Origin of the sequence: Pseudomonas sp. YQ_5, from assembly GCF_043103305.1 — a bacterium.
In the GTDB taxonomy this organism is placed as follows: Bacteria; Pseudomonadota; Gammaproteobacteria; order Pseudomonadales; family Pseudomonadaceae; genus Aquipseudomonas; species Aquipseudomonas putida_Y.
This window is the reverse complement of record NZ_JBICJS010000093.1, coordinates 64,415-89,671: the sequence shown is the minus strand read 5'-3', so window position 1 is coordinate 89,671 and position 25,257 is coordinate 64,415. Positions and strand designations below refer to the sequence as shown.

Annotated in this window: 23 protein-coding genes; 18 read left to right on the top strand and 5 right to left on the bottom strand. The window is 61.7% G+C overall.

Going from position 1 to position 25,257, the window contains the following annotated elements; translation table 11 throughout:
- The gene (locus tag ACF8EA_RS20585) at window positions 1–1,233 is read right to left on the bottom strand and encodes a 3-methyl-2-oxobutanoate dehydrogenase (2-methylpropanoyl-transferring) subunit alpha (RefSeq protein WP_021785143.1); all 1,233 of its coding nucleotides are present in this window, start codon (window positions 1,231–1,233) and stop codon (window positions 1–3) included.
- 198 nt (window positions 1,234–1,431) lie between these two features.
- Between ACF8EA_RS20585 and bkdR the strand changes: the two genes are divergently transcribed.
- The 3 genes from bkdR (at window position 1,432) to ACF8EA_RS20570 (ending at window position 4,861) form a co-directional block, all read left to right on the top strand.
- Window positions 1,432–1,917, top strand: a complete 486-nt coding sequence (bkdR, locus tag ACF8EA_RS20580) for a Bkd operon transcriptional regulator BkdR (RefSeq protein WP_003254485.1) — start codon at window positions 1,432–1,434, stop codon at window positions 1,915–1,917.
- Window positions 1,918–2,146: 229 nt separating this feature from the next.
- Window positions 2,147–3,388, top strand: a complete 1,242-nt coding sequence (locus ACF8EA_RS20575; protein ID WP_392523102.1) for a glutamine synthetase family protein — start codon at window positions 2,147–2,149, stop codon at window positions 3,386–3,388.
- A 132-nt stretch (window positions 3,389–3,520) separates the two neighbouring features.
- Entirely contained in the window at window positions 3,521–4,861 is a 1,341-nt protein-coding gene (locus tag ACF8EA_RS20570; RefSeq protein WP_028696946.1) for an MFS transporter, read from the top strand.
- 93 nt (window positions 4,862–4,954) lie between these two features.
- Here ACF8EA_RS20570 and ACF8EA_RS20565 read toward each other — a convergent pair whose 3' ends face one another.
- The 4 genes from ACF8EA_RS20565 to flgA all read right to left on the bottom strand — a co-directional run bounded on the left by ACF8EA_RS20565 (window position 4,955) and on the right by flgA (window position 7,526).
- Window positions 4,955–5,698, bottom strand: a complete 744-nt coding sequence (locus tag ACF8EA_RS20565; protein WP_021785146.1) for a flagellar brake protein — start codon at window positions 5,696–5,698, stop codon at window positions 4,955–4,957.
- A 79-nt stretch (window positions 5,699–5,777) separates the two neighbouring features.
- Entirely contained in the window at window positions 5,778–6,245 is a 468-nt protein-coding gene (locus ACF8EA_RS20560) for a flagella synthesis protein FlgN (protein WP_021785147.1), read from the bottom strand.
- Window positions 6,246–6,294: 49 nt separating this feature from the next.
- Window positions 6,295–6,609: a flagellar biosynthesis anti-sigma factor FlgM gene (flgM, locus tag ACF8EA_RS20555; protein ID WP_021785148.1), complete on the bottom strand. Its 315-nt coding sequence runs from the start codon at window positions 6,607–6,609 to the stop codon at window positions 6,295–6,297.
- A gap of 164 nt (window positions 6,610–6,773) precedes the next feature.
- Window positions 6,774–7,526 (bottom strand): flagellar basal body P-ring formation chaperone FlgA, encoded by a 753-nt coding sequence (gene flgA, locus ACF8EA_RS20550; RefSeq protein WP_028696945.1) that lies wholly within the window; start codon window positions 7,524–7,526, stop codon window positions 6,774–6,776.
- Between the two features lie 77 nt (window positions 7,527–7,603).
- On the opposite strand from flgA, the gene ACF8EA_RS20545 reads away from it, so the two are divergent.
- The 15 genes from ACF8EA_RS20545 (at window position 7,604) to ACF8EA_RS20475 (ending at window position 25,204) form a co-directional block, all read left to right on the top strand.
- Window positions 7,604–8,533, top strand: a complete 930-nt coding sequence (locus ACF8EA_RS20545; RefSeq protein ID WP_392523095.1) for a chemotaxis protein CheV — start codon at window positions 7,604–7,606, stop codon at window positions 8,531–8,533.
- Window positions 8,534–8,585: 52 nt separating this feature from the next.
- Window positions 8,586–9,413: a protein-glutamate O-methyltransferase CheR gene (gene cheR / locus ACF8EA_RS20540; protein WP_392523094.1), complete on the top strand. Its 828-nt coding sequence runs from the start codon at window positions 8,586–8,588 to the stop codon at window positions 9,411–9,413.
- A 489-nt stretch (window positions 9,414–9,902) separates the two neighbouring features.
- Entirely contained in the window at window positions 9,903–10,313 is a 411-nt protein-coding gene (gene flgB, locus ACF8EA_RS20535; protein ID WP_021785151.1) for a flagellar basal body rod protein FlgB, read from the top strand.
- A gap of 2 nt (window positions 10,314–10,315) precedes the next feature.
- Window positions 10,316–10,759, top strand: a complete 444-nt coding sequence (flgC, locus tag ACF8EA_RS20530) for a flagellar basal body rod protein FlgC (protein ID WP_012051596.1) — start codon at window positions 10,316–10,318, stop codon at window positions 10,757–10,759.
- Between the two features lie 15 nt (window positions 10,760–10,774).
- Window positions 10,775–11,479 (top strand): flagellar hook assembly protein FlgD, encoded by a 705-nt coding sequence (flgD, locus tag ACF8EA_RS20525; RefSeq protein WP_021785152.1) that lies wholly within the window; start codon window positions 10,775–10,777, stop codon window positions 11,477–11,479.
- A gap of 31 nt (window positions 11,480–11,510) precedes the next feature.
- On the top strand, window positions 11,511–12,866 hold the full coding sequence (gene flgE, locus ACF8EA_RS20520) for a flagellar hook protein FlgE (protein WP_021785153.1): 1,356 nt from the start codon (window positions 11,511–11,513) through the stop codon (window positions 12,864–12,866).
- A 72-nt stretch (window positions 12,867–12,938) separates the two neighbouring features.
- On the top strand, window positions 12,939–13,124 hold the full coding sequence (locus tag ACF8EA_RS20515) for a hypothetical protein (RefSeq protein ID WP_080671168.1): 186 nt from the start codon (window positions 12,939–12,941) through the stop codon (window positions 13,122–13,124).
- Window positions 13,125–13,316: 192 nt separating this feature from the next.
- The gene (locus ACF8EA_RS20510) at window positions 13,317–14,057 is read left to right on the top strand and encodes a flagellar basal body rod protein FlgF (protein WP_028696943.1); all 741 of its coding nucleotides are present in this window, start codon (window positions 13,317–13,319) and stop codon (window positions 14,055–14,057) included.
- 48 nt (window positions 14,058–14,105) lie between these two features.
- A complete protein-coding gene (gene flgG / locus ACF8EA_RS20505; protein ID WP_012051601.1) occupies window positions 14,106–14,891 on the top strand; it encodes a flagellar basal-body rod protein FlgG in 786 nt (261 codons plus the stop codon).
- Window positions 14,892–14,927: 36 nt separating this feature from the next.
- Window positions 14,928–15,623, top strand: a complete 696-nt coding sequence (gene flgH / locus ACF8EA_RS20500; protein WP_021785156.1) for a flagellar basal body L-ring protein FlgH — start codon at window positions 14,928–14,930, stop codon at window positions 15,621–15,623.
- A gap of 12 nt (window positions 15,624–15,635) precedes the next feature.
- A complete protein-coding gene (locus ACF8EA_RS20495; RefSeq protein ID WP_103470290.1) occupies window positions 15,636–16,745 on the top strand; it encodes a flagellar basal body P-ring protein FlgI in 1,110 nt (369 codons plus the stop codon).
- Between the two features lie 11 nt (window positions 16,746–16,756).
- Window positions 16,757–17,911, top strand: coding sequence for a flagellar assembly peptidoglycan hydrolase FlgJ (gene flgJ, locus ACF8EA_RS20490; RefSeq protein WP_028696941.1), 1,155 nt, complete (start codon window positions 16,757–16,759; stop codon window positions 17,909–17,911).
- A gap of 12 nt (window positions 17,912–17,923) precedes the next feature.
- Window positions 17,924–19,954: a flagellar hook-associated protein FlgK gene (flgK, locus tag ACF8EA_RS20485; protein ID WP_021785159.1), complete on the top strand. Its 2,031-nt coding sequence runs from the start codon at window positions 17,924–17,926 to the stop codon at window positions 19,952–19,954.
- Window positions 19,955–19,967: 13 nt separating this feature from the next.
- Entirely contained in the window at window positions 19,968–21,551 is a 1,584-nt protein-coding gene (locus tag ACF8EA_RS20480; protein WP_021785160.1) for a flagellar hook-associated protein 3, read from the top strand.
- A 77-nt stretch (window positions 21,552–21,628) separates the two neighbouring features.
- Entirely contained in the window at window positions 21,629–25,204 is a 3,576-nt protein-coding gene (locus ACF8EA_RS20475; protein ID WP_392523092.1) for a glycosyltransferase, read from the top strand.
- Window positions 25,205–25,257 lie beyond the last annotated feature (53 nt).

Below are 25,257 nucleotides of genomic sequence, written 5' to 3'. Positions count from 1 at the left end.
TCAAACCCCCAGTTCCTGGCGTTGACGGCGCAGGTGTTCGGGCATCTCCTTGTACACATCCTCGAACATCGAGGCGGCGCTCGGGATATGCCCGTTGGCCAGGGTGCCGTATTGCTCGGCTTCTTTCTGCGCAGCAATCACCGCAGCTTCGAGCTCGGCCGTGACGGCCTGGTGTTCTTCCTCGGACCAGTGGCCGATCTTGATCAGGTGCTGCTTCAGGCGGGCGATCGGGTCACCCAGCGGGAAGTGGCTCCAGTCATCGGCAGGGCGGTACTTGGAGGGGTCGTCCGACGTCGAGTGCGGGCCGGCACGGTAGGTGACCCACTCGATCAGGCTTGGGCCCAGGCCGCGTCGGGCGCGTTCGGCAGCCCAGCGCGAGGCGGCGTATACGGCGACGAAGTCGTTGCCGTCAACCCGCAGCGAAGCAATACCGCAACCCACGCCACGGCCGGCAAAGGTGGTCGACTCGCCACCGGCGATGGCCTGGAAGGTGGAAATGGCCCACTGGTTGTTGACCACGTTGAGGATGACAGGGGCGCGGTATACGTGGGCAAAGGTGAGGGCGGTGTGGAAGTCCGACTCGGCAGTAGCGCCGTCACCGATCCACGCCGAGGCGATCTTGGTATCGCCTTTGATCGCCGATGCCATGGCCCAGCCGACCGCCTGCACGAACTGGGTCGCCAGGTTGCCGCTGATGGTGAAGAAGCCGGCTTCGCGCACCGAGTACATGATCGGCAACTGGCGGCCTTTGAGTGGGTCGCGCTCGTTGGACAGCAGTTGGCAGATCATCTCGACCAGCGATACGTCGCGGGCCATCAGGATGCTTTGCTGGCGGTAGGTCGGGAAGCACATGTCAGTGCGGTTCAGCGCCAGCGCCTGGCCGCTGCCGATGGCTTCTTCGCCCAGGCTTTGCATGTAGAAGGACATCTTCTTCTGGCGCTGGGCAACCACCATGCGGCTGTCGAAGATCCGCGTCTTGAGCATGGCGCGCATGCCTTGGCGAAGGATCTGCGGGTCGATGTCCTCGGCCCAGGGGCCTTGCGCGTTGCCTTGCTCGTCGAGCACGCGGACCAGGCTGCAGGACAGGTCGGCAGTGTCGGCAGCATCGACATCGATAGCGGGTTTACGGGCCTGACCTGCATCGGTGAGGCGCAGGTAGGAAAAATCGGTCTGGCAGCCTGGCCGGCCGGTGGGCTCGGGCACATGCAAACGCAGGGGGGCGTACTCGTTCATGCTTTTTACGCTCGCTCGGGTATTTGTTTTTGTGAGCTCTGAAGCGGCCGCCGCTGAGTACCGGCTTGTGACTGGTAAGTCAGCGTCACCTACATCTTAGTGGCCCGGCAGGAGAATTTTTCTCTCAAGTTGATTGCCTTTGCCGAGCGGGGCAGATAAACATTCCGCATAAACACAAAAAACCGGTGATTTTGTCTCATGCGCAAACTCGATCGTACCGATATCGGCATTCTCAACAGCCTGCAAGAGAACGCCCGCATCACCAATGCCGAGCTGGCACGCTCGGTGAACCTGTCGCCCACGCCTTGCTTCAACCGGGTGCGGGCCATGGAAGAGCTGGGGGTGATCCGCCAGCAGGTGACCTTGCTGTCGCCGGAGGTGCTGGGGCTGGATGTGAACGTGTTCATCCATGTCAGCCTGGAAAAACAGGTGGAGCAGTCGTTGCACCGCTTCGAGGAAGAAATTGCCGAAAGGCCCGAGGTGATGGAGTGTTACCTGATGACGGGTGACCCGGATTACCTGTTGCGGGTGCTATTGCCCAGCATCCAGGCGCTGGAGCGGTTTCTCGATTACCTGACGCGCTTGCCAGGGGTAGCCAATATTCGTTCAAGCTTTGCCCTGAAGCAGGTGCGCTACAAGACGGCGTTGCCGTTGCCGGCCAATGGCATGACTTTGCGGGAGTAGGGGGGCGATGCCGGCACAAGGATCGCATCCACCTGTAGGAGCGGGTTCACCCGCGAAGAGGCCGGCACAGCCACCCAATAGGCTGCTTGATATTTTAAACACCCGCAGCCTATGTTGTTGTCAGCCTACAACAACAAGGACAAGCGTCATGAGCACTGCTCAGCTCCAGGGCATCGATGAAATCGAATGCGTCACCCCCGACCTCAACGGCGTCCCGCGCGGCAAGGTGATGACCGCCGAAGGCTTCCTCGAAGGCCGTCGTCTGCAAATGGCCCGGGGGGTGCTGCTGCAGTGCATCATGGGCGGCTACCCACCGGCGAAGTTCTACGGCAGTGACGACGGCGACCTGGCACTGGTGGCCGAACCCGGTCAGGTGCACCGCCTGCCCTGGAGCAATGACGGCCGCGCCTTGGCCATCTGCGATGCCAATGAGCTGGATGGCCGGCCCTCGGCACTGTCCACCCGGGGCCAGCTGAAAGCCGTGATAGCCCGCTATGCGGCACTGGGCCTGGCGCCGGTAGTGGCAACCGAACTGGAGTTCTTCGTCTTTGCCCCCAACACTGACCCGCACCAACCGTTCCTGCCGCCGGTAGGCAGCGATGGCCGCCGCGAGCAGGGCCATTCGGCGTTCAGTGTCAGCTCCAACAACGGCCTGCGTCCGTTCTTCAAGGAGGTGTATCACTGTATGGCCGCGCTCGGCCTGCCACGAGACACTTTCATGCACGAAATGGGTGTCAGCCAGTTCGAGATCAATCTGCTGCACGGCGACCCGCTGCTGTTGGCCGACCAGACCTTCCTGTTCAAGCACCTGCTCAAGGAGGTGGCGCTCAAACACGGGCTGACGGTGGTCTGCATGGCCAAGCCGCTGGCGCGTACGCCCGGCAGCTCCATGCATATTCACCAGAGCCTGGTCGAGGCCAGCAGCGGGCGTAACGTGTTCAGTGACGACCAAGGCCTGCCGACAGACACCTTCCACCACTTCATCGGCGGGTTGCAGGCGTGCATGGCCGACTTCACCGCCCTGTTCGCGCCCAACGTCAACTCCTACCAGCGGCTGTGCCACCCCTATGCCTCGCCGAACAATGCGTGCTGGTCCGAGGACAATCGCGCCGCTGGCCTGCGCATTCCGGCCAGTGCGCCGGTAGCGCGACGGGTGGAAAACCGCCTGCCTGGCGCCGATGCCAACCCTTACCTGGCCATTGCCGCCAGCCTGGCCGCCGGCCTGCACGGCATCGAGCAGCGCTTGCAGCCATCTCCGGCCATCCAGGGCGAATTCGAGGTACCCGAGCACCTGAGCTTGCCGTGCACGCTGCACGCGGCCCTTGAAAGACTCAAGCGCAGCACGCTGGCGCGGGAACTGTTCGGCAGCGAGTTCATCGAAGGCTACATCGCCAGCAAGACCCTTGAACTGAGCGATTTCTTCGACGAGATCACGCCGTGGGAGCGCCGGGTGCTGGCGGCACAGGCCTGAGCGCGACACAACCTGCACCGGGCACGCCCCCGCACAGCCAAATAGCTGTCGGGGGGCCTGCGCCAGGCGGTTTTTGCCTTTATGCTGCTAGCACCCAAAACTGCCACCTGACCAGGGAGCTCCACGGGACGTATGCGAAATGTATGGAAGCCGTTTCAGTCGTTGTATTTCGCCGCGCTGATGATGTTGATCGGCTCGGGCCTGCTCAGCACCTACCTGGCCCTGCGCCTGGCGGCCGACCATGTCGACAGCCTGTGGGTGGGTGCGTTGATGGCGGCCAACTACTTTGGCCTGGCGGTTGGCGGCAAGGTTGGCCACCGGCTGATCGGGCGGGTAGGGCACATACGCGCCTATGCCACCTGTGCCGGTATCGTCGGCGCCGCGGTGCTCGGTCATGGCCTGACCAGCTGGCTGCCGGCCTGGGTCGGGCTGCGCATGATCGTCGGCCTGGGGATGATGTGCCAATACATGGTCATCGAGAGTTGGCTCAATGAGCAGGCCGATGTGAAGCACCGGGGCGCGGTGTTCAGCGGTTACATGATTGCTTCGTACCTGGGGCTGGTGCTTGGCCAGTTGATACTGGTTGTGCACCCGCAGCTCGGCCCTGAGCTGCTGATGCTGGTGGCGATGTGCTTTGCCCTGTGCCTGGTGCCCGTGGCGATGACCCGGCGTATTCACCCGGCGCCTTTGCGCCCGGCACCGATGGAGCCGAAATTCTTCATCAAACGCGTGCCGCAGTCGCTCAGTACGGTTTTGGGCTCGGGGCTGATTGTCGGCTCGTTCTACGGTCTGGCGCCTTTATATGCTTCAAGCCAGGGGATGAGTACCGAGCAGATCGGTCTGTTCATGGGTAGCTGCATTTTTGCCGGCCTGCTGGTGCAGTGGCCGCTGGGCTGGTTGTCTGACCGTTATGACCGGGCTGTGCTGATTCGTAGCGTGGCGGTGGGGCTGGCACTGGCTGCTGCGCCATTGGCGATACTGCCCAGTGTGCCGCTGGAGTTGCTGTTCGGTATCGGCTTCCTGATCTCGTTGCTGCAGTTCTGCCTGTACCCGCTGGCGGTTGCCTTTTCCAATGACCACGTGGAAAGCGAGCGCCGGGTATCGCTGACGGCGATGCTGTTGGTGACCTACGGTGTGGGTGCATGTGTCGGCCCGCTGGCGGCAGGGGTTTTGATGAAGGTATTGGGCGCGCAGATGCTGTATGCCTTCTTCGTATTCTTTGCCCTGGTGCTGGTCTGGCGCATTCGGCCGAAAGCGGTTACCGGCCTGCATCAGGTACAGGACGCACCGCTGGGCCACGTGGCGATGCCGGCGGCCGGTTCGCCGTTGTCGGCGGCGCTGGACCCGCGGGTGGATGAGCAGACCGTGCAGGACGTGATGCAGGCGCCTGTGGCGGCTGAAGACACCGAGGATGAAGAGAAGGGCGCGCAGCAACAGGCGCCTGAACCGGAAGAAGCCAGCAAGTCGGTGTAGGAGCGGGTTTACCCGCGAAGAGGCCAGCCCAGCGGAAACACAAATGAAAACGCCACCTCAGCAGGTGGCGTTTTCTGTTTTACCGACTGACGATCAATAATCGTCCTTGTCGAACCGCCGCGCCTCACGCTGCAGCTGGTACACAAAACTCTCGATCTTGCGTTGAGCCTGCCCGCTCAGGTTGTGGAAGCGCACGCCGGCAAAAGTGGTGTTGATGCGCTCTTCATAGTGCAGATGACGCAGCTCGACCATGGTATCCACCAGGCCCAGCGGGTTGCCCGCCTTGAAACGCTCATACACCTGGCCCAGTTGCAAGCGGTCTTCGACATTGCCTTCGAAGCGCAGTTTGCAGCCGGTGGCCGAGATATCCAGCAGCTTGCCTCGCAGGGCACCGTTGCCTTTGAGGTGGGCGCCGTCGAGGATGATGTCGACCAGCTGCGATAGCTTCAGCGCGGCGCGGAAGGCGTTGCGGCGCTGGTGGTAGGTCATCTCTTGCGGCAGGGCGCCGCTGTAGCAGCGGTGGCCGTCGACCTCGCTGATTTTCAGCTCGTGATCGCACTCCCAGGCGATGCGCACACCATCGTGGAAGCCTTCGACGCGGAAGTGCTCGCCGTTCTCGATGAATTTCTCGCCGTCACGGGGGATCATCTCGTCCAGTGCCAGAGTATTGCTTTCGCGGTCCACGCGCACCACATAGCTCTGGAAGCGCTGGCTGCGCTCATGGAAGGTGATGATCAGGGGGTCGTGGCTTTCCTGCAGCTGCCGCAAGTTGGCCGCAATCTCCAAGGGGGTGCTCAACACCTTGGGTGGTTGCGGAGCATCGGATTCATTGAACACAGCTTATCGTTCTCCAGGCAAAAGCGACACACGCAAGTAACGGCATTTTGCCACTATGTTCTGTGCCTTGATAGAAAAATCACACTTGGCTGAGCGCGCGTGGCTTGGCCAGGGGCGAGGTGCTGCCACGGCTGTCATAGAGCGAAGGCGAATCGCCGCCCTGAAGGATGCGGATCTGGTTGTTGGTGACGTGTTGCTGCACCTGGATGATCCGGCCATTGGTCTCGTTAAGCTGTTGGCAGGCTTGCATCAATTGGCTGATCACGTTGAGTTGTTGCAGGATCAATTCACCGTTGGGCGATTGTGCCGCCACAGCCTCCACTCCGGCGCGATCTGCGCTCAGGCCAAGGCTGGTAAGCAGGTTGTTGCGCCGCAGGCCTTGCTGCTCCAGCAACACGATCAAAGACTGCTTGCGAGCCAGAATATCTTCCAGCGGTGCCATATCGCGGCCATGCAGGGCTACAGACTCCTTTTTCAGAAGGTCGAGCAGTTCCTGCATCGGGGCAATGTCATCTTCGATCAGTTGCAGCAAGGTGGTGTCGTGCATGGCTAACTCTTGGCTTTTCTGGCGTCCGTGAAGTCAGCGCGCCGTACGGTCAGCGCTGGGCTTCAAAATCAAGCAGTTTGCTGGCGACCCGGCCGGCATCGACCTGGTAGCTGCCGTCGGCGATCGCCTGTTTCAACTGGGCCACGCGGGCGCTGTTGACCACTGGCTCGTCGCGCAGCTTGTCGCTGACCTTCTGCAACTGCTGGGCCTCCTGGCTGAGGTGTACCGCTTCTCCGCTGGCGCTGGTGGCGCTTGCCGCTTCCTGGCGAGCTGCCGGTTTTTCGGCGCTGCCGGACGCGGTGTTGCTGCGCACGCCGCCCGTGACGGACGGAGAGTTATTCATGCGACTGAAGTCGATGACCATGATCAGAAACCTCTGGGTATTTGGACGCTTGCCTTGTTTTCGGCCAACCCGATATAAACTTTAGGCACAAATGCGTTGCCGCCTGTCGGCAAGCCCGCGAACCCGTGTTCTGACACAGTTTAGGAAAAGCGGTTCCTCACTGCCAGCGTAATCTGGTGGCTGGCCTACATACTGACCTCGACCTGGCCGGGGCCGGTCACCCTGGCCTTGACCACGCGTTTGGAGTTGAGGTTGCGTACCCGGATCTGCTCGCTCAGGCCGCCCTTGCTCAGGGCTTCGCCCGGCATGCGCACGCTCAGGCCACCACTACGGGCAATGATCACCACATGATCACCCTTGCGCACCACCTCGGCCTGTTCCAGGTGTTGCGGTGTGAGCACCTGGTCGATCACCGTGGGGCGCAGCATCTTCATGCCCACCGCCTGGTCCAGCTCGGTCAGAAAGCCCTGGCCCAGGGTGCCGACGTCGCGTTCGCGCAGGGCCACGTCACCTTCGCCGACCGTGTTGTCGCGCTTGAGCGGTCGGGTTACCACCACCACGTCGCGGAAAAGTCGTACGGTGGCCGGCACAAATACCGTCCACGGTGCTGCGCCGTTGCAGCGTATCCTTACCGTCACCCTGCCCAGTGGCTTGGCCGGGCTTTCCAGTGAGGCGTCCAGCTGCTGGCTGCACAACGGCATGCGCAGGCGTGGGTCCAGCGGGTTGACCTGGATTTCATAGCGCCCGGCAGTCTGGGTGGTGGACAGGTAATCTTCAACGGTGAATTCAAGAAACCCTTGGGTGACACCGATAAGCTGTTCAGGCAAGGTGAACGCGTCCGCTACCGTGCGAACGCCGGGCATCAGCAGGCACAGCGTGGCCAGCGGGCCAGTCAGCAGGCGTGTCAATCGTCGGGAAAATGTCGTTTTCGTGTGCATGACACTCAAAAAAGCAAAGCCCGTGCCGACTCGCTACCTGAGTGGCAACGAAAGGCTGAAACGTTAAGGAGTCTGGCATGGCGGGTGTTATGGATTCGGTCAACCAGCGCACGCAGCTGGTGGGGCAGAATCGCCTGGAATTGCTGCTGTTCCGCCTCAATGGCGAACAGCTTTACGGCATCAATGTGTTCAAGGTCAGGGAAGTACTGCAATGCCCTGCGCTGACCTTGCTGCCCAAGGCGCACCCTGTGGTGCGTGGCGTTGCCAATATTCGCGGGGCGACCATCCCGATCCTCGACTTGTCGATGGCCACCGGGTTGCGGCCGCTGCAGGAAGACACGCGCAACAGCTTCGTGATCATCACCGAGTACAACACCAAGACCCAAGGTTTCCTGGTGCATTCGGTGGAGCGCATCGTCAACATGAACTGGGAAGAGATCCATCCGCCACCCAAGGGTACTGGCCGTGATCACTACCTGACCGCGGTCACCCGGGTGGACAAACGCATGGTCGAGATCATCGACGTGGAGAAGGTGCTGGCCGAAGTGTCGCCGTCGTCCGAGTCGGTATCGGCCGGTGTGATCGATGCCGAGGTGCAGGGCAAGGCGGTGTTGATGCGGGTGCTGACCGTCGACGACTCGTCGGTGGCGCGCAAGCAAGTCAGCCGTTGCCTGCAGACCGTAGGGGTCGAGGTGGTGGCGCTCAATGATGGCCGTCAGGCTCTGAACTACCTGCGTCAGCTGGTGGATGAGGGCAAAAAGCCGGAAGAAGAGTTCCTGATGATGATCTCGGACATTGAAATGCCGGAAATGGATGGCTATACGCTAACCGCGGAGATTCGCAGCGATCCGCGCATGCAAAAGTTGCACATCTGCCTGCATACTTCGCTTTCCGGGGTGTTCAACCAGGCAATGGTCAAGAAGGTCGGTGCCGATGACTTCCTGGCCAAGTTCAAGCCGGACGACCTGGCCCAACGGGTGGTCGACCGGATCAAGGCAGCGCATTGAAGCAGCCGGGGGCATGCCCCCTGGCACCAGTGATTGAAAAGAGGCGGCAGTAGTGTCTACGGGTAATTTGGATTTCGAACAGTTCCGGGTCTTCCTGGAGAAAGCCTGTGGCATCCTGCTGGGCGAGAATAAGCAGTATCTGGTTTCCAGCCGTCTCAACAAGCTGATGGAACAACAGGGCATCAAGAGCCTGGGTGAGCTGGTGCAGCGCATTCAGGCCCAGCCGCGCGGCGGCTTGCGCGAGCAGGTGGTCGATGCCATGACCACCAACGAGACCCTTTGGTTTCGCGACACCTATCCGTTCGAAGTGCTGAAGAACAAGGTGATCCCCGAATTCATCCGCAACAACCCCGGCCAGCGCCTGCGTATGTGGTCGGCGGCCTGTTCGTCGGGGCAGGAGCCGTATTCCATCTCGATGGCAATCGACGAGTTCGAGCGCAGCAACCTTGGCCAGTTGAAGATGGGGGCGCAGATCGTCGCCACCGATCTCTCCGGCACCATGCTGACCAACTGCAAGACCGGCGAATACGACAGCCTGGCGATTGCCCGCGGCTTGTCCCAGGAGCGCCTGCAGCGCTACTTCGACCCCAAGGGGTCTGGGCGCTGGGCGGTCAAGCCAGCGATTCGCAGCCGTGTCGAGTTCCGCTCGTTCAACCTGCTCGACAGTTATGCCAGTCTGGGCAAGTTCGACATCGTGTTCTGCCGCAATGTGCTGATCTATTTCTCGGCGCAGGTGAAGAAGGACATTCTCTTGCGTATTCACAGTACCTTGAAGCCGGGTGGGTATCTGTTCCTCGGGGCTTCCGAAGCCCTGAACGGGCTGCCTGACCATTATCAGATGGTGCAGTGCAGTCCGGGGATCATCTACCAGGCCAAGTAAGGTATGCCTTGAAGGGGGGCGTTTGTGAGATCGAGCGCCGCCCGCGCGGCGCATCGCGAGCTGCGCTCGCTCCCACGTTTGTTTCGGGCCGGTATCCCTGTTGCAGACGCGCGCGACCGCCTTGTTTGTACTGCGCGATATCGAGCCATGCACCCAGGCGTTCGCGCGCAAATCCCACAGGAATAATTGGCCCGAAACAAACGTAGGAGCGAGCGCAGCTCGCGATGCGCCGCGTGGGCGGCGCTCGATCTCCCAGGCGAAACCCTTCTGTCGCCGAACAATGACGTCAATTTTTTGTTTTGCCGCTTTTGCCGCCCGGCAATTGCCGCTTTCGCGGCCCAAGGCGGAAGTCCTTTGCCGCTTTTCTGGCATCACTCTGACACCACCTCGCCCTGCAGGCCCGTATTTCCGGGCTTTTCGTTGGTTGGCACAGCCCTTGCTATACCTTGCTCAACGAAATTCCGGTCAACCTCTGAAGGTTTCCCTGACATGAGCATCAGCTTCGACAAGGCGCTTGGTATTCACGAAAAGGCTCTGGGCTTCCGCGCCCAGCGCGCTGAAGTGCTGGCCAACAACATCGCCAACGCCGACACGCCCAACTACAAGGCGCGTGACATGGACTTCGCCTCGGTGCTCGCAGCCGAAAGCGACAAGCAGCAGAGCGGCGGCCGCTTCAGCCTTGATCGTACCAACAGCCGGCACATCGAGGCTGAGGGCCTGGCCATGGCTGATGAAACCCTCAAATACCGCACGCCGCTGCAGCCGTCGATCGACCAGAACACCGTGGATGCGCAGATCGAGCAATCGAACTACACGGAAAACGCGATTGGCTTCCAGGCCAGCTTCACCTTGCTCAACAGTAAATTCAAAGGGCTGGTTTCCGCCCTGCGGGGAGAATGACCATGTCCCTTTCCAGTGTCTTCAACATTGCCGGTAGCGGCATGAGTGCACAGAACACGCGCCTGAACACCGTGGCGTCCAACATCGCCAACGCCGAGACCGTGTCTTCGAGCATCGACCAGACGTATCGCGCCCGTCACCCAGTGTTCGCCACCACCTTCCAGAATGCGCAGGCCGGCAGCAGCCAGTCGCTGTTCGAAGACCAGGGCGAGGCAGGGCAGGGTGTGCAGGTAAAAGGCATCGTCGAAGACCAGAGCACTCTGGAAGCACGCTACGAGCCGAATCACCCGGCGGCGAACAAGGACGGCTACGTCTACTACCCGAACGTCAACGTGGTCGAGGAGATGGCTGACATGATCTCCGCCAGCCGCGCGTTTCAGACCAATGCCGAGCTGATGAACACGGCCAAGAGCATGATGCAGAAAGTGCTGACCCTGGGGCAGTGATAAGGAATTCAGAGCATGGCAATCGATACTAACGGTGTGAACCTCAATGACGTGCTGTCGGCGTCGGGTGTGGGCACCAGCACCAAGAAGACCACGGACACCGCATCCAAGACCGGCAACGATTCGCTCGGCAAAGATGCCTTTCTGCAGTTGCTGGTCACCCAGATGCAGCACCAGAACCCGCTGGACCCGCAGGACAACGGTGAGTTCGTTGCCCAGTTGGCACAGTTCAGCAGCCTCGAAGGTATTACCTCGCTGAACGAGTCGGTCAGTGCCATTACCGGCTCCATGGCCTCGTCCCAGGCCTTGCAGGCGTCGTCGCTGGTTGGGCGTTCGGTGGTGGTGCAGAACGACAAGGCCGTGGTCGACACCGCCGAAAGCTTCAATGCGCAGTTCGTTGTGCCGCAAGCCATCGGCGAAGCGAAGATCACCATCAAGGACAAGGACGGCAATACCGTCAAGACCATCGAGTTGGGCGAGCAGAAAGCCGGTTACGCCGATTTCATCTGGGACGGTACCAACAACAGTGGCGAGAAAGTCGACCCTGGCACCTACACCTTCACCGCCAGCACCACGGTGGACGGCAAGTCGGTGCAGATGAGCACACTGCTGCCGGCCAAGGTGACAAGCGTCAGCTTCAGCGCCGCCGGCGAAATGGTGCTCAACCTTGCCGGTGTTGGCAAAGTGTCCCTCTCCGACGTGCAAACCATCGGTATCTAAGGCCCGCTAGTGCGGCAAAAGGAGCGAATTCATGTCTTTCAATATCGGCCTTAGCGGTCTGTACGCAGCAAACAAGCAGCTGGATGTCACCGGCAACAACATCGCCAACGTCAACACCACCGGCTTCAAGTCGTCGCGTGCCGAGTTCGCCGATGTCTACGCAGGCTCCAACCGCCTGGGTGTTGGCAAGAACCAGGTGGGTAACGGGGTGCGCCTGGCAGCCGTTTCCCAGCAGTTCACCCAGGGTGACGTCAACACCACCGGCAACGTGCTGGATATGGGGATTCAGGGGCAGGGCTTCTTCGTGCTGTCCGATAACGGCTCGCGTGTTTACACCCGTGCGGGTGCTTTCCAGGCCAGCAAGGACAACTTCGTTATTACCTCGGACGGCCTGCGCCTGCAGGGCTATGCCGCCGACTCGACTGGCAAGATCCAGAAGGGCGTGCTGACCGATCTGCAGATCGATACGTCTGCGCTGCAGCCAAAGGCAACATCGCTGATCGATCAGGGCATCAACCTGAATTCTTCGGCCGCCGACATCCCGCTGGAAGTCGACGATGGTAGCGGTGCGATGGTGCCGAACCTGCCGTTCGATCCTTCCGATCAGACGACGTACACCAAGTCGTTCCCGACCAAGGTCTATGACAGTCAGGGCAACGAGCACACCATGGAGCAGTTCTATCGCAAGACTGGCACCAATGAGTGGACCATGTACACCTTGGTGGACGGACGCAACCCGTTCGACCCGGCCTCCACTGTGCCGCTGACCGGCACCATCAGTTTCAACAGCGATGGTTCGGTCAGCAGCATGACTGCCGATAACACCGGGCACCCGGCGGGCGCTTCGTTTACGGTGAACAACAACACCTTCACCATGACTGGCTGGGTGCCGGCGGTGGAAGACTCTGCAGGCAACTGGGCGTCGAATGGCGCAGTTGGCAACGCCGATGGCATGCGCCTGGCGATGAACAGCACCTCCTCCTACAACACCGAGACCGCGCGCATGTCGCAGTCGCAGGACGGTTACGCGACCGGTATTCTGTCGAGCCTTAGCATCGACTCGACGGGCGTGCTGTTCGCCAGCTTCAGCAACCAGCAATCCCGCGCCATTGGTCAGGTAGCCCTGGCCAGCTTCGCCAACGAGCAGGGCCTGCAGCAGATCGGTGGTACCCGTTGGACGGAAACCTACACCTCCGGTATTCCGGGTATCGATGCGCCGAAGACCGGTACCCTGGGCAGCGTCGAGTCCAATGCACTGGAAGGCTCGAACGTGAACCTGACGCAGGAGTTGGTCGAGCTGATCAAGGCGCAGAGCAACTACCAGGCGAACGCCAAGACGATCTCCACCGAAAGCACCATCATGCAGACCATCATTCAGATGGCCTGATGGTTTCTGGTTGAGCGTGTGTGGATGAACCCCTTTGTCGCGAAGGGGTTCGTCGTCTTTGCCGGAGGGGTCATGAAACGGCTTTTTGTCACATTGATCGCTACTTTTTGCCTGTACCAGGCCCATGCCGGTACCGCGCCCTGGTGGCGTTGGGAAAGCCAGGTGGATGGGCGACTGGTCTGCTCGCAATGGTCGCCAGGCGATGGCTGGAAGAAATTCGCCGGCCCCTACAGCAATGGTGGTTGTCGTGAGCCTTGAGGAGGCCGGTGCAGGTTTGCCGTCATCGGCAACCAGGCGCCGGATAACCGGCGTTCAACATACCGGCGGCACCTACGAAAGCCCGTATTCACGGGCTTTTTCACGATTTCGGAAAGTTGGTTCGGAACTTGCTTTAGAGCCAGTACAGCAACGGCGAGCGGCAAACGATCGCCAGTGCAGCGGAGGATGACTGTGGACAAGATGCTTTACGTGGCCATGACCGGTGCCAGCCAGAATGCGCTGGCGCAGAAGGCGCACGCTAACAACCTGGCGAACATTTCCACCAACGGTTTCCAACGAGACCTGGAGCAGGCGCGCTCGATGCCTGTGTTCGGTGACAGCTTTCCGGCGCGTGCCTTTGCCATGACCGAGCGCCCGGGTACCGACTTCAGTGAAGGCCCGATGGTGGAAACCGGCCGTGACCTGGATGTGACCGTAAGCGGTAAAGGTTTTATCGCCGTGCAGGCGCCAGATGGCAGCGAAGCGTATGTGCGTACCGGTAGCCTGAACATCGATGCTCTCGGGGTGTTGCGTGCCGGCAACGGTATGCCTGTGCTTGGCAATGGCGGCCCCATTGCCATCCCGCCCGAGCAGAAGGTCGAAGTCGGCTCCGATGGCACTATCAGCATCCGCTCCATGGGCGAGGACCCGCGCGTGATGGCGGAGGTTGATCGCATCAAGCTGGTCAACCCCGACACCAAAGGCCTGACCAAAGGCCAGGACGGGCTGATTCACACCGCGTCCGGCCAACCCGCGGATGCTGACGTCAACGTGCGGGTGGTGTCAGGTTTCCTGCAGGGCAGCAACGTCAACGCTGTCGAAGAAATGACCTCTGTGCTGGCGCTGTCCCGCCAGTTCGAACTGCACGTCAAGATGATGAACGCGGCCAAGGAAGGCGACGAAGCCATGGCGCGTGTTTTGCAAATCGGCTAACCACATTTGAACGGGTGCCGTAAATCAGGCGCACGAGGAGAACACTAAATGCTTCCGGCTCTCTGGGTCGCTAAAACCGGCCTGTCCGCACAGGACACCAACCTGACGGTCATCTCCAACAACTTGGCCAACGTCTCAACCACCGGCTTCAAGCGTGATCGTGCCGAATTTCAGGACCTGCTGTACCAGATCAAGCGTCAGCCAGGCGCGCAGTCGACCCAGGACAGCGAGTTGCCGTCGGGCCTGCAGGTCGGTACCGGCGTGCGCATTGTCGGCACGCAGAAAAACTTCCAGACCGGCAGCTTGCAGACCACGGAAAACCCGTTGGACATGGCCGTCAACGGCCGTGGTTTCTTCCAGATCCTGCAACCTGACGGCACCGTTTCCTACACCCGCGACGGTACCTTCCACCTGAACTCCGACGGCCAGATCGTCAACGCCGATGGCCTGGCGCTGGAGCCTGCCATCGTGGTGCCGAACGACGCCCAGACCTTCACTGTCGGCCAGGACGGCACCGTGTCGATCACCACCGCCGGCAACCCGGCTGCGCAGGTTATCGGCAATATTCAGACCGCCGATTTCATCAACCCGGCTGGCTTGCAGGCGATGGGTAACAACCTGTTCCTGGAAACCGCTGCCAGTGGCGCACCCCAGGTCGGTACCCCGGGCCTGAACGGTTTTGGCACCACCCTGCAGCAGACGCTGGAGAACTCCAACGTCAGCACCGTGGAAGAGCTGGTGAACATGATCACCACCCAGCGTGCCTACGAGATGAACTCCAAAGTCATTTCCACGGCCGACCAGATGCTGTCGTTCGTTACTCAACAGCTCTAAACCCTGTCACTCAGCTGCGCCCGTGAGGTAAGTGTCATGAATCGTCTGTTGTCCGTTTTCGCCCTGGGGGGGGCGGTGTTGCTGGCAGGTTGCGTCGCGCCGACGCCCAGGCCCAACGACCCGTACTATGCGCCGGTGTTGCCGCGCACCCCATTGCCGGCAGCGGCCAACAACGGTTCGATCTACCAGGCCGGTTTCGAACAGAACCTGTACAGCGACCGCAAGGCGTTCCGGGTGGGTGACATCATTACCGTCACCCTCAACGAGAGAACCTCGGCCAGCAAGAACGCAGGTTCGCAGATCCAGAAGAACAGCAATGCCAACATCGGCCTGACGTCATTGTTCGGCACCACGCCGAACACCAACAACCCGTTTGGCAGTGGTGACCTGTCGCTGGAGGCCGGCTACAGCGGCGAGCGCGCCACCAAGGGTGACAGCAAGGCCACCCAGGGCAACACCCTGACCGGCTCGATTACCGTGACCGTAGCCGAAGTGCTGCCCAACGGCATCATCGCCGTGCGCGGCGAGAAGTGGCTGACCTTGAACACCGGTGAAGAGCTGGTGCGCATTGCCGGCATGGTCCGCGCTGACGATATCGCCACTGACAACACCGTGCCGTCCACTCGCGTGGCCGACGCGCGCATCACCTATTCCGGTACGGGCTCGTTCGCCGATGCCAGCCAGCCCGGGTGGCTGGACCGCTTCTTCATCAGCCCGCTTTGGCCTTTCTGAGTACGGATGACCATGTTCAACGTAAGGCAGCTGATTGCCGCAACCCTGCTTTTGTCCTGCGCCTTCGCTGCCCAGGCCGAGCGCCTGAAGGACATTGCCAGCATCTCTGGCGTACGCTCCAACCAGTTGATTGGTTACGGCCTGGTGGTGGGCCTCAATGGCACGGGTGACCAGACCACCCAGACACCGTTCACCCTGCAAACCTTCAACAACATGTTGTCGCAGTTCGGCATCAAGGTGCCGGCCGGTTCCGGCAACGTGCAGTTGAAGAACGTTGCCGCAGTGTCGGTGCATGCCGACCTGCCGCCGTTCGCCAAGCCGGGCCAGGTGGTGGACATTACCGTGTCTTCGATCGGTAACTCGAAGAGCCTGCGCGGCGGCAGCCTGTTGATGACCCCGCTCAAGGGTATCGACGGCAATGTCTACGCCATTGCCCAGGGCAACCTGGTCGTGGGCGGCTTTGACGCCGAGGGTCGTGATGGCTCGAAGATCACTGTCAACGTGCCGTCCGCCGGCCGTATTCCGGGTGGTGCCAGCGTCGAGCGTGCGGTGCCGAGCGGCTTCAACCAGGGCAATACCCTGACCCTGAACCTCAATCGCCCCGACTTCACGACCGCCAAGCGTATCGTGGACAAGGTCAACGACCTGCTCGGCCCTGGCGTGGCCCAGGCTTTGGACGGGGGTTCGGTGCGGGTCAGCGCGCCGATGGACCCAAGCCAGCGCGTGGATTATCTGTCGGTCCTCGAAAACCTCGAAATCGACCCGGGCCAGGCGGTGGCCAAGGTCATCATCAACTCGCGTACCGGCACTATCGTCATCGGCCAGAACGTCAAGGTGTCGCCGGCGGCGGTAACCCACGGCAGCCTGACCGTGACCATTACCGAAGACCCGATCGTCAGCCAGCCCGGGCCGCTCTCCAACGGCCAGACCGCCGTGGTGCCACGTTCGCGGGTCAATGCCGAGCAGGAAGCCAAACCGATGTTCAAGTTCGGCCCGGGCACCACGCTGGATGAGATCGTCCGCGCGGTGAACCAGGTGGGCGCAGCGCCCGGCGACCTGATGGCGATCCTCGAAGCCCTGAAACAGGCCGGCGCCTTGCAGGCCGACCTGATCGTGATCTGAGGACGGTGCGGATGAACAGCAAAAGCCTGGTTTCCGGTGGTGCCGACAGCGGTGCCTACACCGACCTCAACCGCTTGAGTTCGCTCAAGCATGGCGATCGCGACAGTGACGCCAACGTGCGCAAGGTAGCCCAGGAGTTCGAATCGCTGTTCATCAGCGAAATGCTCAAGGCTTCGCGCAAGGCCAGTGATGTGCTGGCCGACGACAACCCGATGAACACTGAAACGGTGAAGCAGTACCGCGACATGTACGACCAGCAGTTGGCCGTGAGCATGTCCCGCGAGGGCGGTGGTATTGGCCTGCAGGATGTGCTGGTGCGCCAGCTGTCGAAGAAAAAGGCCAGCCAGGCCAGCACCAGCCCGTTTCCACGTATCGAGGGCAACGCCCCGGCGCTGTGGGGCAACAAGGTGGCCGAGCCCGTGCATGCCACCCAGTCGACCGCCACCCGCAACGACGTCGCTGCACTTAACTCGCGTCGTCTGGCGCTGCCGAGCAAACTCACCGATCGTCTGCTGGCCGGTATCGTGCCGTCGGCGGCCACTGCAAATACCGCCACTGTGCCTGCCCGTGACGGCCAGCAAGTGGCCAAGGCCTTCGCTGTGCCGGACACCGGCCTGCGTATTGTCGGGCGCGCCGTGGCCCAGCCACCGCTGGCGCCGAAAAAAGCTTTTGCCGACAGCGACGAGTTCGTCGCCACCATGCTGCCGATGGCCGAGCAGGCGGCCAAACGCATTGGTATCGACCCACGCTACCTGGTGGCGCAGGCCGCCTTGGAAACCGGTTGGGGCAAGTCGGTCATGCGCAACACCGATGGCAGCAGCAGCCACAACCTGTTCGGCATCAAGGCGACCGGTAACTGGGAAGGCGGCGAGGCGCGGGCGATCACCAGCGAGTTCCGCGATGGCCAGTTCGTCAAGGAAACGGCGGCGTTCCGCTCCTACGATTCCTACCAGGACAGCTTCCACGATCTGGTCAGCCTGCTACAGAACAATTCGCGCTATCAAGATGCGGTGAAGGCCGCCGATAAACCGGAACAGTTCGTGCAAGAGTTGCAAAAGGCCGGGTACGCCACCGACCCGAATTACGCCAGCAAGATCTCGCAGATCGCAAGACAGATGAAGTCGTACGAGCACTACGCAATGCTCGATACCGCAACGAAACTTTAAGGGCATGGAACCATGGCGAGTCTGATCAACATTGGTATGTCGGGGCTTGGCGCCGCGCAATCGGGGATGTACACCCTCGGTAACAACATCGCCAACGCCGATGTCGAAAGCTACTCGCGCCAGCAGAACGTGCAGAAGACCAAGGGCGGCCAGCAGGTCGGCCAGGTGTTCATTGGCAGTGGTACCACCCTGGCGGATGTGCGCCGGGTTTACAACGCGTTCCTCGAGAACCAGCTGCGCAGCACCACCTCGCTGAGCAGCGATGCCAGCTCGTACCTGAACCAGATCACGCCGCTGGACACCGCCCTGTCGAGCAGCGACACCGGTATCACTGCTGCCCTGAAAAGCTTCTTCAGCGCCATGCAGGATGCTGCCGCCAAGCCGACCGAGGACGCCTCGCGCCAACTGCTGCTGACCAGCGCGCAGTCCCTGGCCAAGCGCTTCAACACCCTGTCGGCGCAGCTCAACCAGCAGAACAGCGACATCAACGCCAACATGGCGTCGATGGCTGATCAGGTGAATAACCTGACCAAGACCATCGCTGAGCTCAACGACCAGATTTCCCGCGTCAGCTCCATCTCCGGCCAGCCCAACGACCTGCTCGACCAGCGCGATGGTGCAGTGCGTGAGCTGAGCAAGTTGATTGGCACCGATGTGGTCGAGCGTGAAGGCAACTACGACATCTATCTGAAGAACGGCCAGGCCCTGGTACTGGGCAAGACGACCCAGACCTTGGGTGTGGAGCCGAGCGCGACCGACCCGACCCGCATGAGTCTTATCCTCAATCGCGGCTCGACCAAGATGGACATCACCAGCAGCGCCAGCGGTGGCGAGCTGGGCGGCTTGATCCGTTACCGCAAGGAAACCCTCGACCCCGCGCTCAACGAGCTGGGCCGCGTGGCCCTGGTGGTGGCGGATGCGATCAACAGCCAGCTGGCCCAAGGCATCGACAAGAACGGTGAGTTCGGTGCCACCCTGTTCGGTGACATCAACAGCGCCGCGGCCATCAGCCAGCGCAGTGTCGCCAAGACCGGCAACAGCGCCGGCTCCGGCAACCTCGACGTGACCATCAAGGACACCGGCAAGCTGAGCACCAGCGACTACCAGGTGACCTTCACCAGCGCCACTGGCTACAGCGTGCGCAAGCTGCCTGAAGGCACCGACATGGGCAGCTTCGACCTCACCGACACGCCGCCTCCGGTAATCGACGGTTTCACCCTGTCGCTCAATGGCGGTGGCCTCAGTGCTGGTGACAGCTTCAAGATCACCCCGACCCGCAATGCGGCCGCAGGAATCGATACTGTCCTGACCGACCCAAAGCGCCTGGCCTTGGCTTCGCCGCTGACCGCTACCAATGGATCGGGCAACAAAGGTACCGGCGTCATCACCCAGCCGACGCTGACCTCGGAAATGGACATCTATGACGCCGCCCAGCGTTCGCAACTGCAGACGGGCCTGAAGTATTCGACCCCGGTCAAACTGGTGTTTGGCGACGACACCAGCTCGCCCCAGGCCTACAAGATGTACGACGCCAAGGGCACCGAGATCGGCAGCGGCACCATCGTGCCGGGCCAGGAAAACAAGCTGCAACTGTCGGTGCCGATGGTTGATGGCAGCGGCAATCCGCTGGGTGGCAACTTCACCTTCGAGATGAGCGTTTCTGGTGCGCCGAAAAATGGCGACAGCTATACCGTCGCGCTGGCCGGCGCAGGTTCGGCGGACAACCGCAACGCCCAGTCGGTGATCGACCTGCAGACCAAGTCCACGGTCGAGGTGGGTGCCGACGGCAAGGGCATCAGCTTAACCGATGCCTATGCCAAGCTGGTCTCCAACGTTGGCGGCAAGGCCGGACAGGCACAAATGGACAGTGATGCGACCAACGCGCTGCACACCTCCGCGCTGGACAGCCGCAATGGCCTGTCGGGCGTGTCGATCGATGAAGAGACCGGCAACCTGATCAAGTTTCAGCAGTACTACACCGCGTCGTCGCAGATCATCAAGGCGGCCCAGGAAACCTTCGCCACCCTGATCAACAGTCTTTAAGGAGCCGTAGATCGTGAGCGTACGCATTTCTACTTCGCAGTTCTACAACACCAACAGTGCCAACTATCAGAGCAACTTTGCCAAGGCGGTGAAGTCTCAGCAGGAAGCCAGCGATGGTATCCGCGTGCGCTCTGGCAAGGACGATCCGGTGGGCGCGGCGCGTTTGCTGCAGCTTGAGCAGCAGCAGAACATGCTCAAGCAATACAGCGGCAACATCGTCAATGTGCGCAACGCCCTGGGCACTGCCGAGAGCACCCTGAACTCCATTGGCACCATTCTGCAGCGCGTCAACGAGCTTGCGGTGAGCTCGGGTAACGGTACGTTCACCGACGCCGATCGCAAGGCCAATGCCGATGAACTGGCGTCGCTGGAAGACCAGTTGTTCTCGTTGATGAACAGCAAGGACGAGAACGGCAAGTACATCTTCTCTGGTTCCAAGGGCGATACCCCGCCTTACGCGCGCAATGCCGATGGTACCTATAGCTACCAAGGCGACCAGGGCAAGCTCAACCTGCAGGTCGGTGACATGCTCAGCCTGGCCGCCAACGAGACCGGCTACGATGCCTTCGAGCAGGCGCTGAACACCAGCCGCAGCCAGACCAGCCTGACCGCACCGGCCACCGACGATGGCCGCGTCAGCCTGTCCAACGGCCAGGTTTCCGGCAACAGCCTGTACAACGATCGCTTCCGCAGTGGCGAGCCGTACACCATCGAATTCCTCAGCAGCACCGAATACAAGATCACCGACGTCGACGGCAATGACGTTACGCTCGAGGCCGGTCAGGACGGCAAGTTCGACCCCAATGGCGATAACACCAGCATCAGCTTCCGCGGTGTCGATCTGCGCCTGGACATCACCTTCAAGGACGGCGACAAGGGTAATGAAGATGCCGCTATCGCAGGGCATACTTTCAGCCTGAGTTCCAAGGCCGATGAGGTTTCCGGCACCCGCAGCCCTGGCAATACCTCCGCCGAGCAGGTGACAAGCGCGACCATCTCCGATCAGGCTGCCTACAAGGCCGCTTTCCCGGGCGGTGGCGCGGTGCTCAAGTTCACCGGCAGCAGCACCTTCGAGCTGTACGCCACGCCGGTCACGGCTGACAGCCGCCCAGTGGCCTCGGGTACGCTGGGCGGGCCGGGCGGCACCACCGCCACTGCGGCAGGGGTCAGCTTCGAGCTGTCTGGCGCACCGAACGCGGGGGACTCGTTCGCGGTCAAGGTCGATACCCATCAGACCCAGAACATCCTCGACACCATCGGCAAGCTGCGTACCGCCCTGACCAGTCCAGTGGACAACGACCCGGTGGCCCGGCAGAACTTCCTCGCGTCACTGGATTCGGCCATTGGCAACATCGCCAGTGCCACCAACCAGGTGTCGTCGTCGGTCAGTGCGATCGGTGGCCGAGGCCAGGCGCTGGATGTGCAGGCCGAAACCAACGAGGCGCTGAGCACGGAGAACACCAAGACCCAGAGTTCGATTCGCGAAAGTGACCCGGCCGAAGTGATGCTGCGCCTGCAGATGCAGACCAACATGCTGCAAGCGTCGCTGCAGGCCTATGCCAAGGTCGCCAGCTTGTCGTTGGTCAACTACATCTGATTCCATCCCCTCTTGCGTCACCCGGCGTGTGCCAGCCCATTCGGCGCTGGTCACGCTACTTCTTCAAGGTCTTCGCCGTGAATCAACAGACCCTCGTCAGCATCGCCATACCCGCCTTCAACCCCGAGTTCTTCCGCGCCACCTTGCTTAGCGCGCTCAACCAGGATTACTCGGCACTGCAAGTGCTGGTCTGCGATGACAGCCGTGGCCCGGAGATCCAGCGTATCGTCGACGAGGTGGTGAGCGAGACCGGCAAGCCGGTGCGCTACGTGCGCAACCCACAAACCCTTGGCTTCGCCCGTAACCTGCTGGCGTGCCTGGAGCATGCTGAAGGGCCGCTGATCAAGTTTCTCTGTGACGACGACCGACTGTTCCCCGAATGTGTCGGCCTGCAGGCCGCGGTCATGGAGCAGCATGCCGATGTCAGCATGACCATCTGCCAGCGCATGCTGTGCGCGGCCGACGATGCTTTGCTACCGCCGCGCATGCTCAATGCTGTGATGTGCCCGGAGGATGCGGTAGTCAAGGGCAGCGACTTGCTCGAAGCGTTGGAGACAAACGCCCCCAACCTGTTCGGCGGCCTTAGCCATGCACTGATGCGCCGTGACCTGGTGGCCGAGTACCTGCCGGCGTTGGTGCAGGAGGGCAGTGGGTTTGTCGCGCGCCTGGACATGGCGCTGTACATTTGCCTTATGCGCCAAGGCAATCTGGGGCACCTGTCACGCTTCCTCAGCATGGAGCGCCTGCACCCTGCGCGCCTGAGTCACCAGGCAGGCATGACCTTGGCCTTCCCCATCGAGACCGACTGGATAAAGGCAATGCTGGCCGCGCGGGCAAGCGAGGCTGCACCAGCCAGTGGCTGGGTACGCTATCTGTCGCTGGAGCGGTACCACGGCGAGCAGGGCGCGCAGTGGGACGAGTACGAACTCAACCGCCTGTACGGGGCTCAGCAGGCCCGCCAGGCGCAACAGGTTGGTACCGACTGCCTGTCGTTTGACGAGTTGTATGCCCAGTGGCTGGAGTGTCGTGACCTGTCGGCTGCACAACTCAAGGCGTTGCCCAAGCGCTTCGAACAGTGGGCCCGGCAGCCGCGTATCGTCCCTGTGATCTGGGCCGAGGCGGGTGATGAACTGGCCCTTCGTGCGACCCTCGACAGCCTTGCGGCGCAGTCCTATGCGGCGGCCGGCACCTGGCTGCTGGCGCCTGCGACGCTGGAATTGGCAGGTCACCCGGTCGGGTTTGAGCGCATGCTCGTGCAGGGCAATGGCCTGGCCCAGGTGCAGGCGCGCCTGGCACGTGCAGGTGATGCCGACTGGATCCTGCTGTTGCGCGCTGGCGACCGCCTCGTGCCCCATGCTCTGGCGATCATGGGCGAACGCATGGCACTTCGCGAGCGGGCCTGTATCTACGTCGACGAAGGTAGCCATGACGGGCTGCGCCCGACAACACCAATCTTCAAGCCAGATTTCAACCTCGACCTGATGCGCAGCCTGCCGTATGTAGGGCGCGTACTGGCATTCAACTGTGCCGCTCTGCGCGAGGTCGGCGGCTTCGACCCGGACTTCGATACCCTTGCACCCCACGACCTGCTCTGGCGCCTGGCGGAAAGCCAGGGCCTGCAGGTCATCGAGCACATAGACGAACTCCTGGTGCATTGCCAGTGGGACTTTGGCCAGTGGCTGCACGACCCGCGCTGCGTGCGGCAGGCGCCACGCGTGGTGCAGGCCCATTTGCGACGCCTGGGCGTCGATGCCGAGGTTGTCGGTGCCGAAGGCATATCGTTGTGCCAGGTGGCGTACCAGCACCCGGAGCAAGCCTTGGTCTCGATCCTGGTGACGCTCGGTGACGACCTGAGCACGGTAATGCGTTGTGTCGAGTCCCTGTTCGAACACACCCAGTATGGCCATTTCGAGGTGCTGCTGATCGCCTTGCCGGATACACCGACCGACCTGCGTCAATGGCTCCTGGCCATGCAGCGGCTTGGCAGCGATCAGCTGCGTGTGATCGAGGTCGCCAGCGGCAGCCAGGTGGCGCAGTTGAACCAGGCCAGCGAGGCTGCCCGTGGCGATTACTTGCTAATGCTCGACAGCGCCTGCACCGCCTTCGACCGGCCATGGTTGGCGGAGTTGATGGCCCAGGCCCAGCGCCCGGAGGTCGGCGTGGTTGCGCCGAAGTTGTGTACCCGCACTGGCGAGGTGTTTGGCGCCGGGCTGGTTCTGGGGCTGCATGGCGGCGTCAGCAGCCCGTTCGTCGGCATGCCGGCTGACAGTGGCGGCTACATGCTCCGGCTCAATGCCGTGCAGAACTGGAGTGCGCTGAGCCTGGACTGCCTGCTGGTGCGCCGCGAGCTGTTCGCCACGCTGGGCGGTTTCGACGAGCAGGGACTCAAGGGCGGCCTGCAGGACGCGGACCTCTGCCTGCGCATCCGCGAACAAGGCTATCTGGCGGTGTGGACACCCCATGCAGTGCTCGTTCGCTTCGCCTCCACTCGCGACGCGCGGACCGACAGCAAGCGCAAGGTGCTGGACAAGGACATCTTCCATGAACGCTGGTTGGACAAGGTTGCCCGTGACCCTGCCTACAACCGCAACCTGAGCCTGAAGATGGCGAGCTTCAACCTTGATGCCGGACAGCGTCGTGGCTGGGACCCGTTCATCAGCCGTGTGCTGCCGTCGGTGTTGGCGCTGCCGATCAACACCTCGGCGGTTGGTCACTACCGGGTGGCACAGCCGTTCACCGAGCTGGAGCGCGCGGGCTGGATACAGGGGCGGCTTGATTTCAGTACACCCGAGATGATCGTGATCGAGCGTGAGAAGCCCGACGTGATGATCTTGCAGTGCCGCTACACGAGCAACTCGATCGATGAAATCACGCGCTTCAAGCGCCTGTCGAACGCCCGGCGCATCTACGAGATCGACGACTACATCATCGACGTGCCGAAAAAGAACGCCCATGCGCGGAACATGCCGGCCAACATGCGTGAGCTGGTCACCCAAGGTATTGCCCTGTGTGACCGGGTGGTTGTGTCGACCCAGCCGCTAGCCGATGCCTTGTCGGGCATGCACCACGATATCCGGGTAGTCCCCAACATGCTAGCCGCCCCCCTGTGGGCCGGGCTGGCCAGCGAGCGTCAGACTAGCGCGCGGCCGCGCGTGGGCTGGGCCGGGGGCACCAGCCACCGTGGCGATCTGGAGCTGTTGCTGGACGTCATCAAGGCCCTGGCCGACGAGGTCGACTGGGTGTTCTTCGGCATGTGCCCGGATGCGTTGCGGCCTTACGTGAAGGAATTTCACAAAGGCGTGCCCTTGGCGTTGTACCCGCAGAAGTTGGCCAGCCTCAACCTCGACCTGGCACTGGCACCGCTCGAACAGAACCTGTTCAACGACTGCAAGAGCAACTTGCGCCTGCTTGAATATGGCGCGTGCGGCTTCCCGGTGATCTGCACCGATACCAAGGCCTATGACGGCTACCTGCCGTGCACGCGGGTGCGCAACAACACGTCCGAACAGTGGCTGGATGCGATTCGCATGCACCTGGCCGACCCCCAGGCCAGCTACCGCCAGGGTGATGCCCTGCGCGAAGTGGTACTGCGTGACTACGTGCTGATGCCACAGCATCTGCAGCAGTGGGCCAACGCCTGGTTGGCGGACTGATTCATTTTTTGCGTTCGTTGCGAGCGGGCGCCCAACTCTCCCTTCAAAGGTGC

Coding starts and splice junctions, on each gene's coding strand:
- ACF8EA_RS20570 (WP_028696946.1), top strand. CDS start 3,521: ATGCGAAATGTATGGAAGCCGTTTCAGTCGTTGTATTTCGCCGCGCTG.
- flgA (WP_028696945.1), bottom strand. CDS start 7,526: ATGCACACGAAAACGACATTTTCCCGACGATTGACACGCCTGCTGACT.
- flgK (WP_021785159.1), top strand. CDS start 17,924: ATGGCGAGTCTGATCAACATTGGTATGTCGGGGCTTGGCGCCGCGCAA.
- ACF8EA_RS20495 (WP_103470290.1), top strand. CDS start 15,636: ATGTTCAACGTAAGGCAGCTGATTGCCGCAACCCTGCTTTTGTCCTGC.
- ACF8EA_RS20515 (WP_080671168.1), top strand. CDS start 12,939: ATGAAACGGCTTTTTGTCACATTGATCGCTACTTTTTGCCTGTACCAG.
- bkdR (WP_003254485.1), top strand. CDS start 1,432: ATGCGCAAACTCGATCGTACCGATATCGGCATTCTCAACAGCCTGCAA.
- flgB (WP_021785151.1), top strand. CDS start 9,903: ATGAGCATCAGCTTCGACAAGGCGCTTGGTATTCACGAAAAGGCTCTG.
- flgC (WP_012051596.1), top strand. CDS start 10,316: ATGTCCCTTTCCAGTGTCTTCAACATTGCCGGTAGCGGCATGAGTGCA.
- flgJ (WP_028696941.1), top strand. CDS start 16,757: ATGAACAGCAAAAGCCTGGTTTCCGGTGGTGCCGACAGCGGTGCCTAC.
- flgH (WP_021785156.1), top strand. CDS start 14,928: ATGAATCGTCTGTTGTCCGTTTTCGCCCTGGGGGGGGCGGTGTTGCTG.
- flgD (WP_021785152.1), top strand. CDS start 10,775: ATGGCAATCGATACTAACGGTGTGAACCTCAATGACGTGCTGTCGGCG.
- ACF8EA_RS20575 (WP_392523102.1), top strand. CDS start 2,147: ATGACCGCCGAAGGCTTCCTCGAAGGCCGTCGTCTGCAAATGGCCCGG.
- ACF8EA_RS20545 (WP_392523095.1), top strand. CDS start 7,604: ATGGCGGGTGTTATGGATTCGGTCAACCAGCGCACGCAGCTGGTGGGG.
- ACF8EA_RS20585 (WP_021785143.1), bottom strand. CDS start 1,233: ATGAACGAGTACGCCCCCCTGCGTTTGCATGTGCCCGAGCCCACCGGC.
- flgG (WP_012051601.1), top strand. CDS start 14,106: ATGCTTCCGGCTCTCTGGGTCGCTAAAACCGGCCTGTCCGCACAGGAC.
- flgM (WP_021785148.1), bottom strand. CDS start 6,609: ATGGTCATCGACTTCAGTCGCATGAATAACTCTCCGTCCGTCACGGGC.
- ACF8EA_RS20560 (WP_021785147.1), bottom strand. CDS start 6,245: ATGCACGACACCACCTTGCTGCAACTGATCGAAGATGACATTGCCCCG.
- flgE (WP_021785153.1), top strand. CDS start 11,511: ATGTCTTTCAATATCGGCCTTAGCGGTCTGTACGCAGCAAACAAGCAG.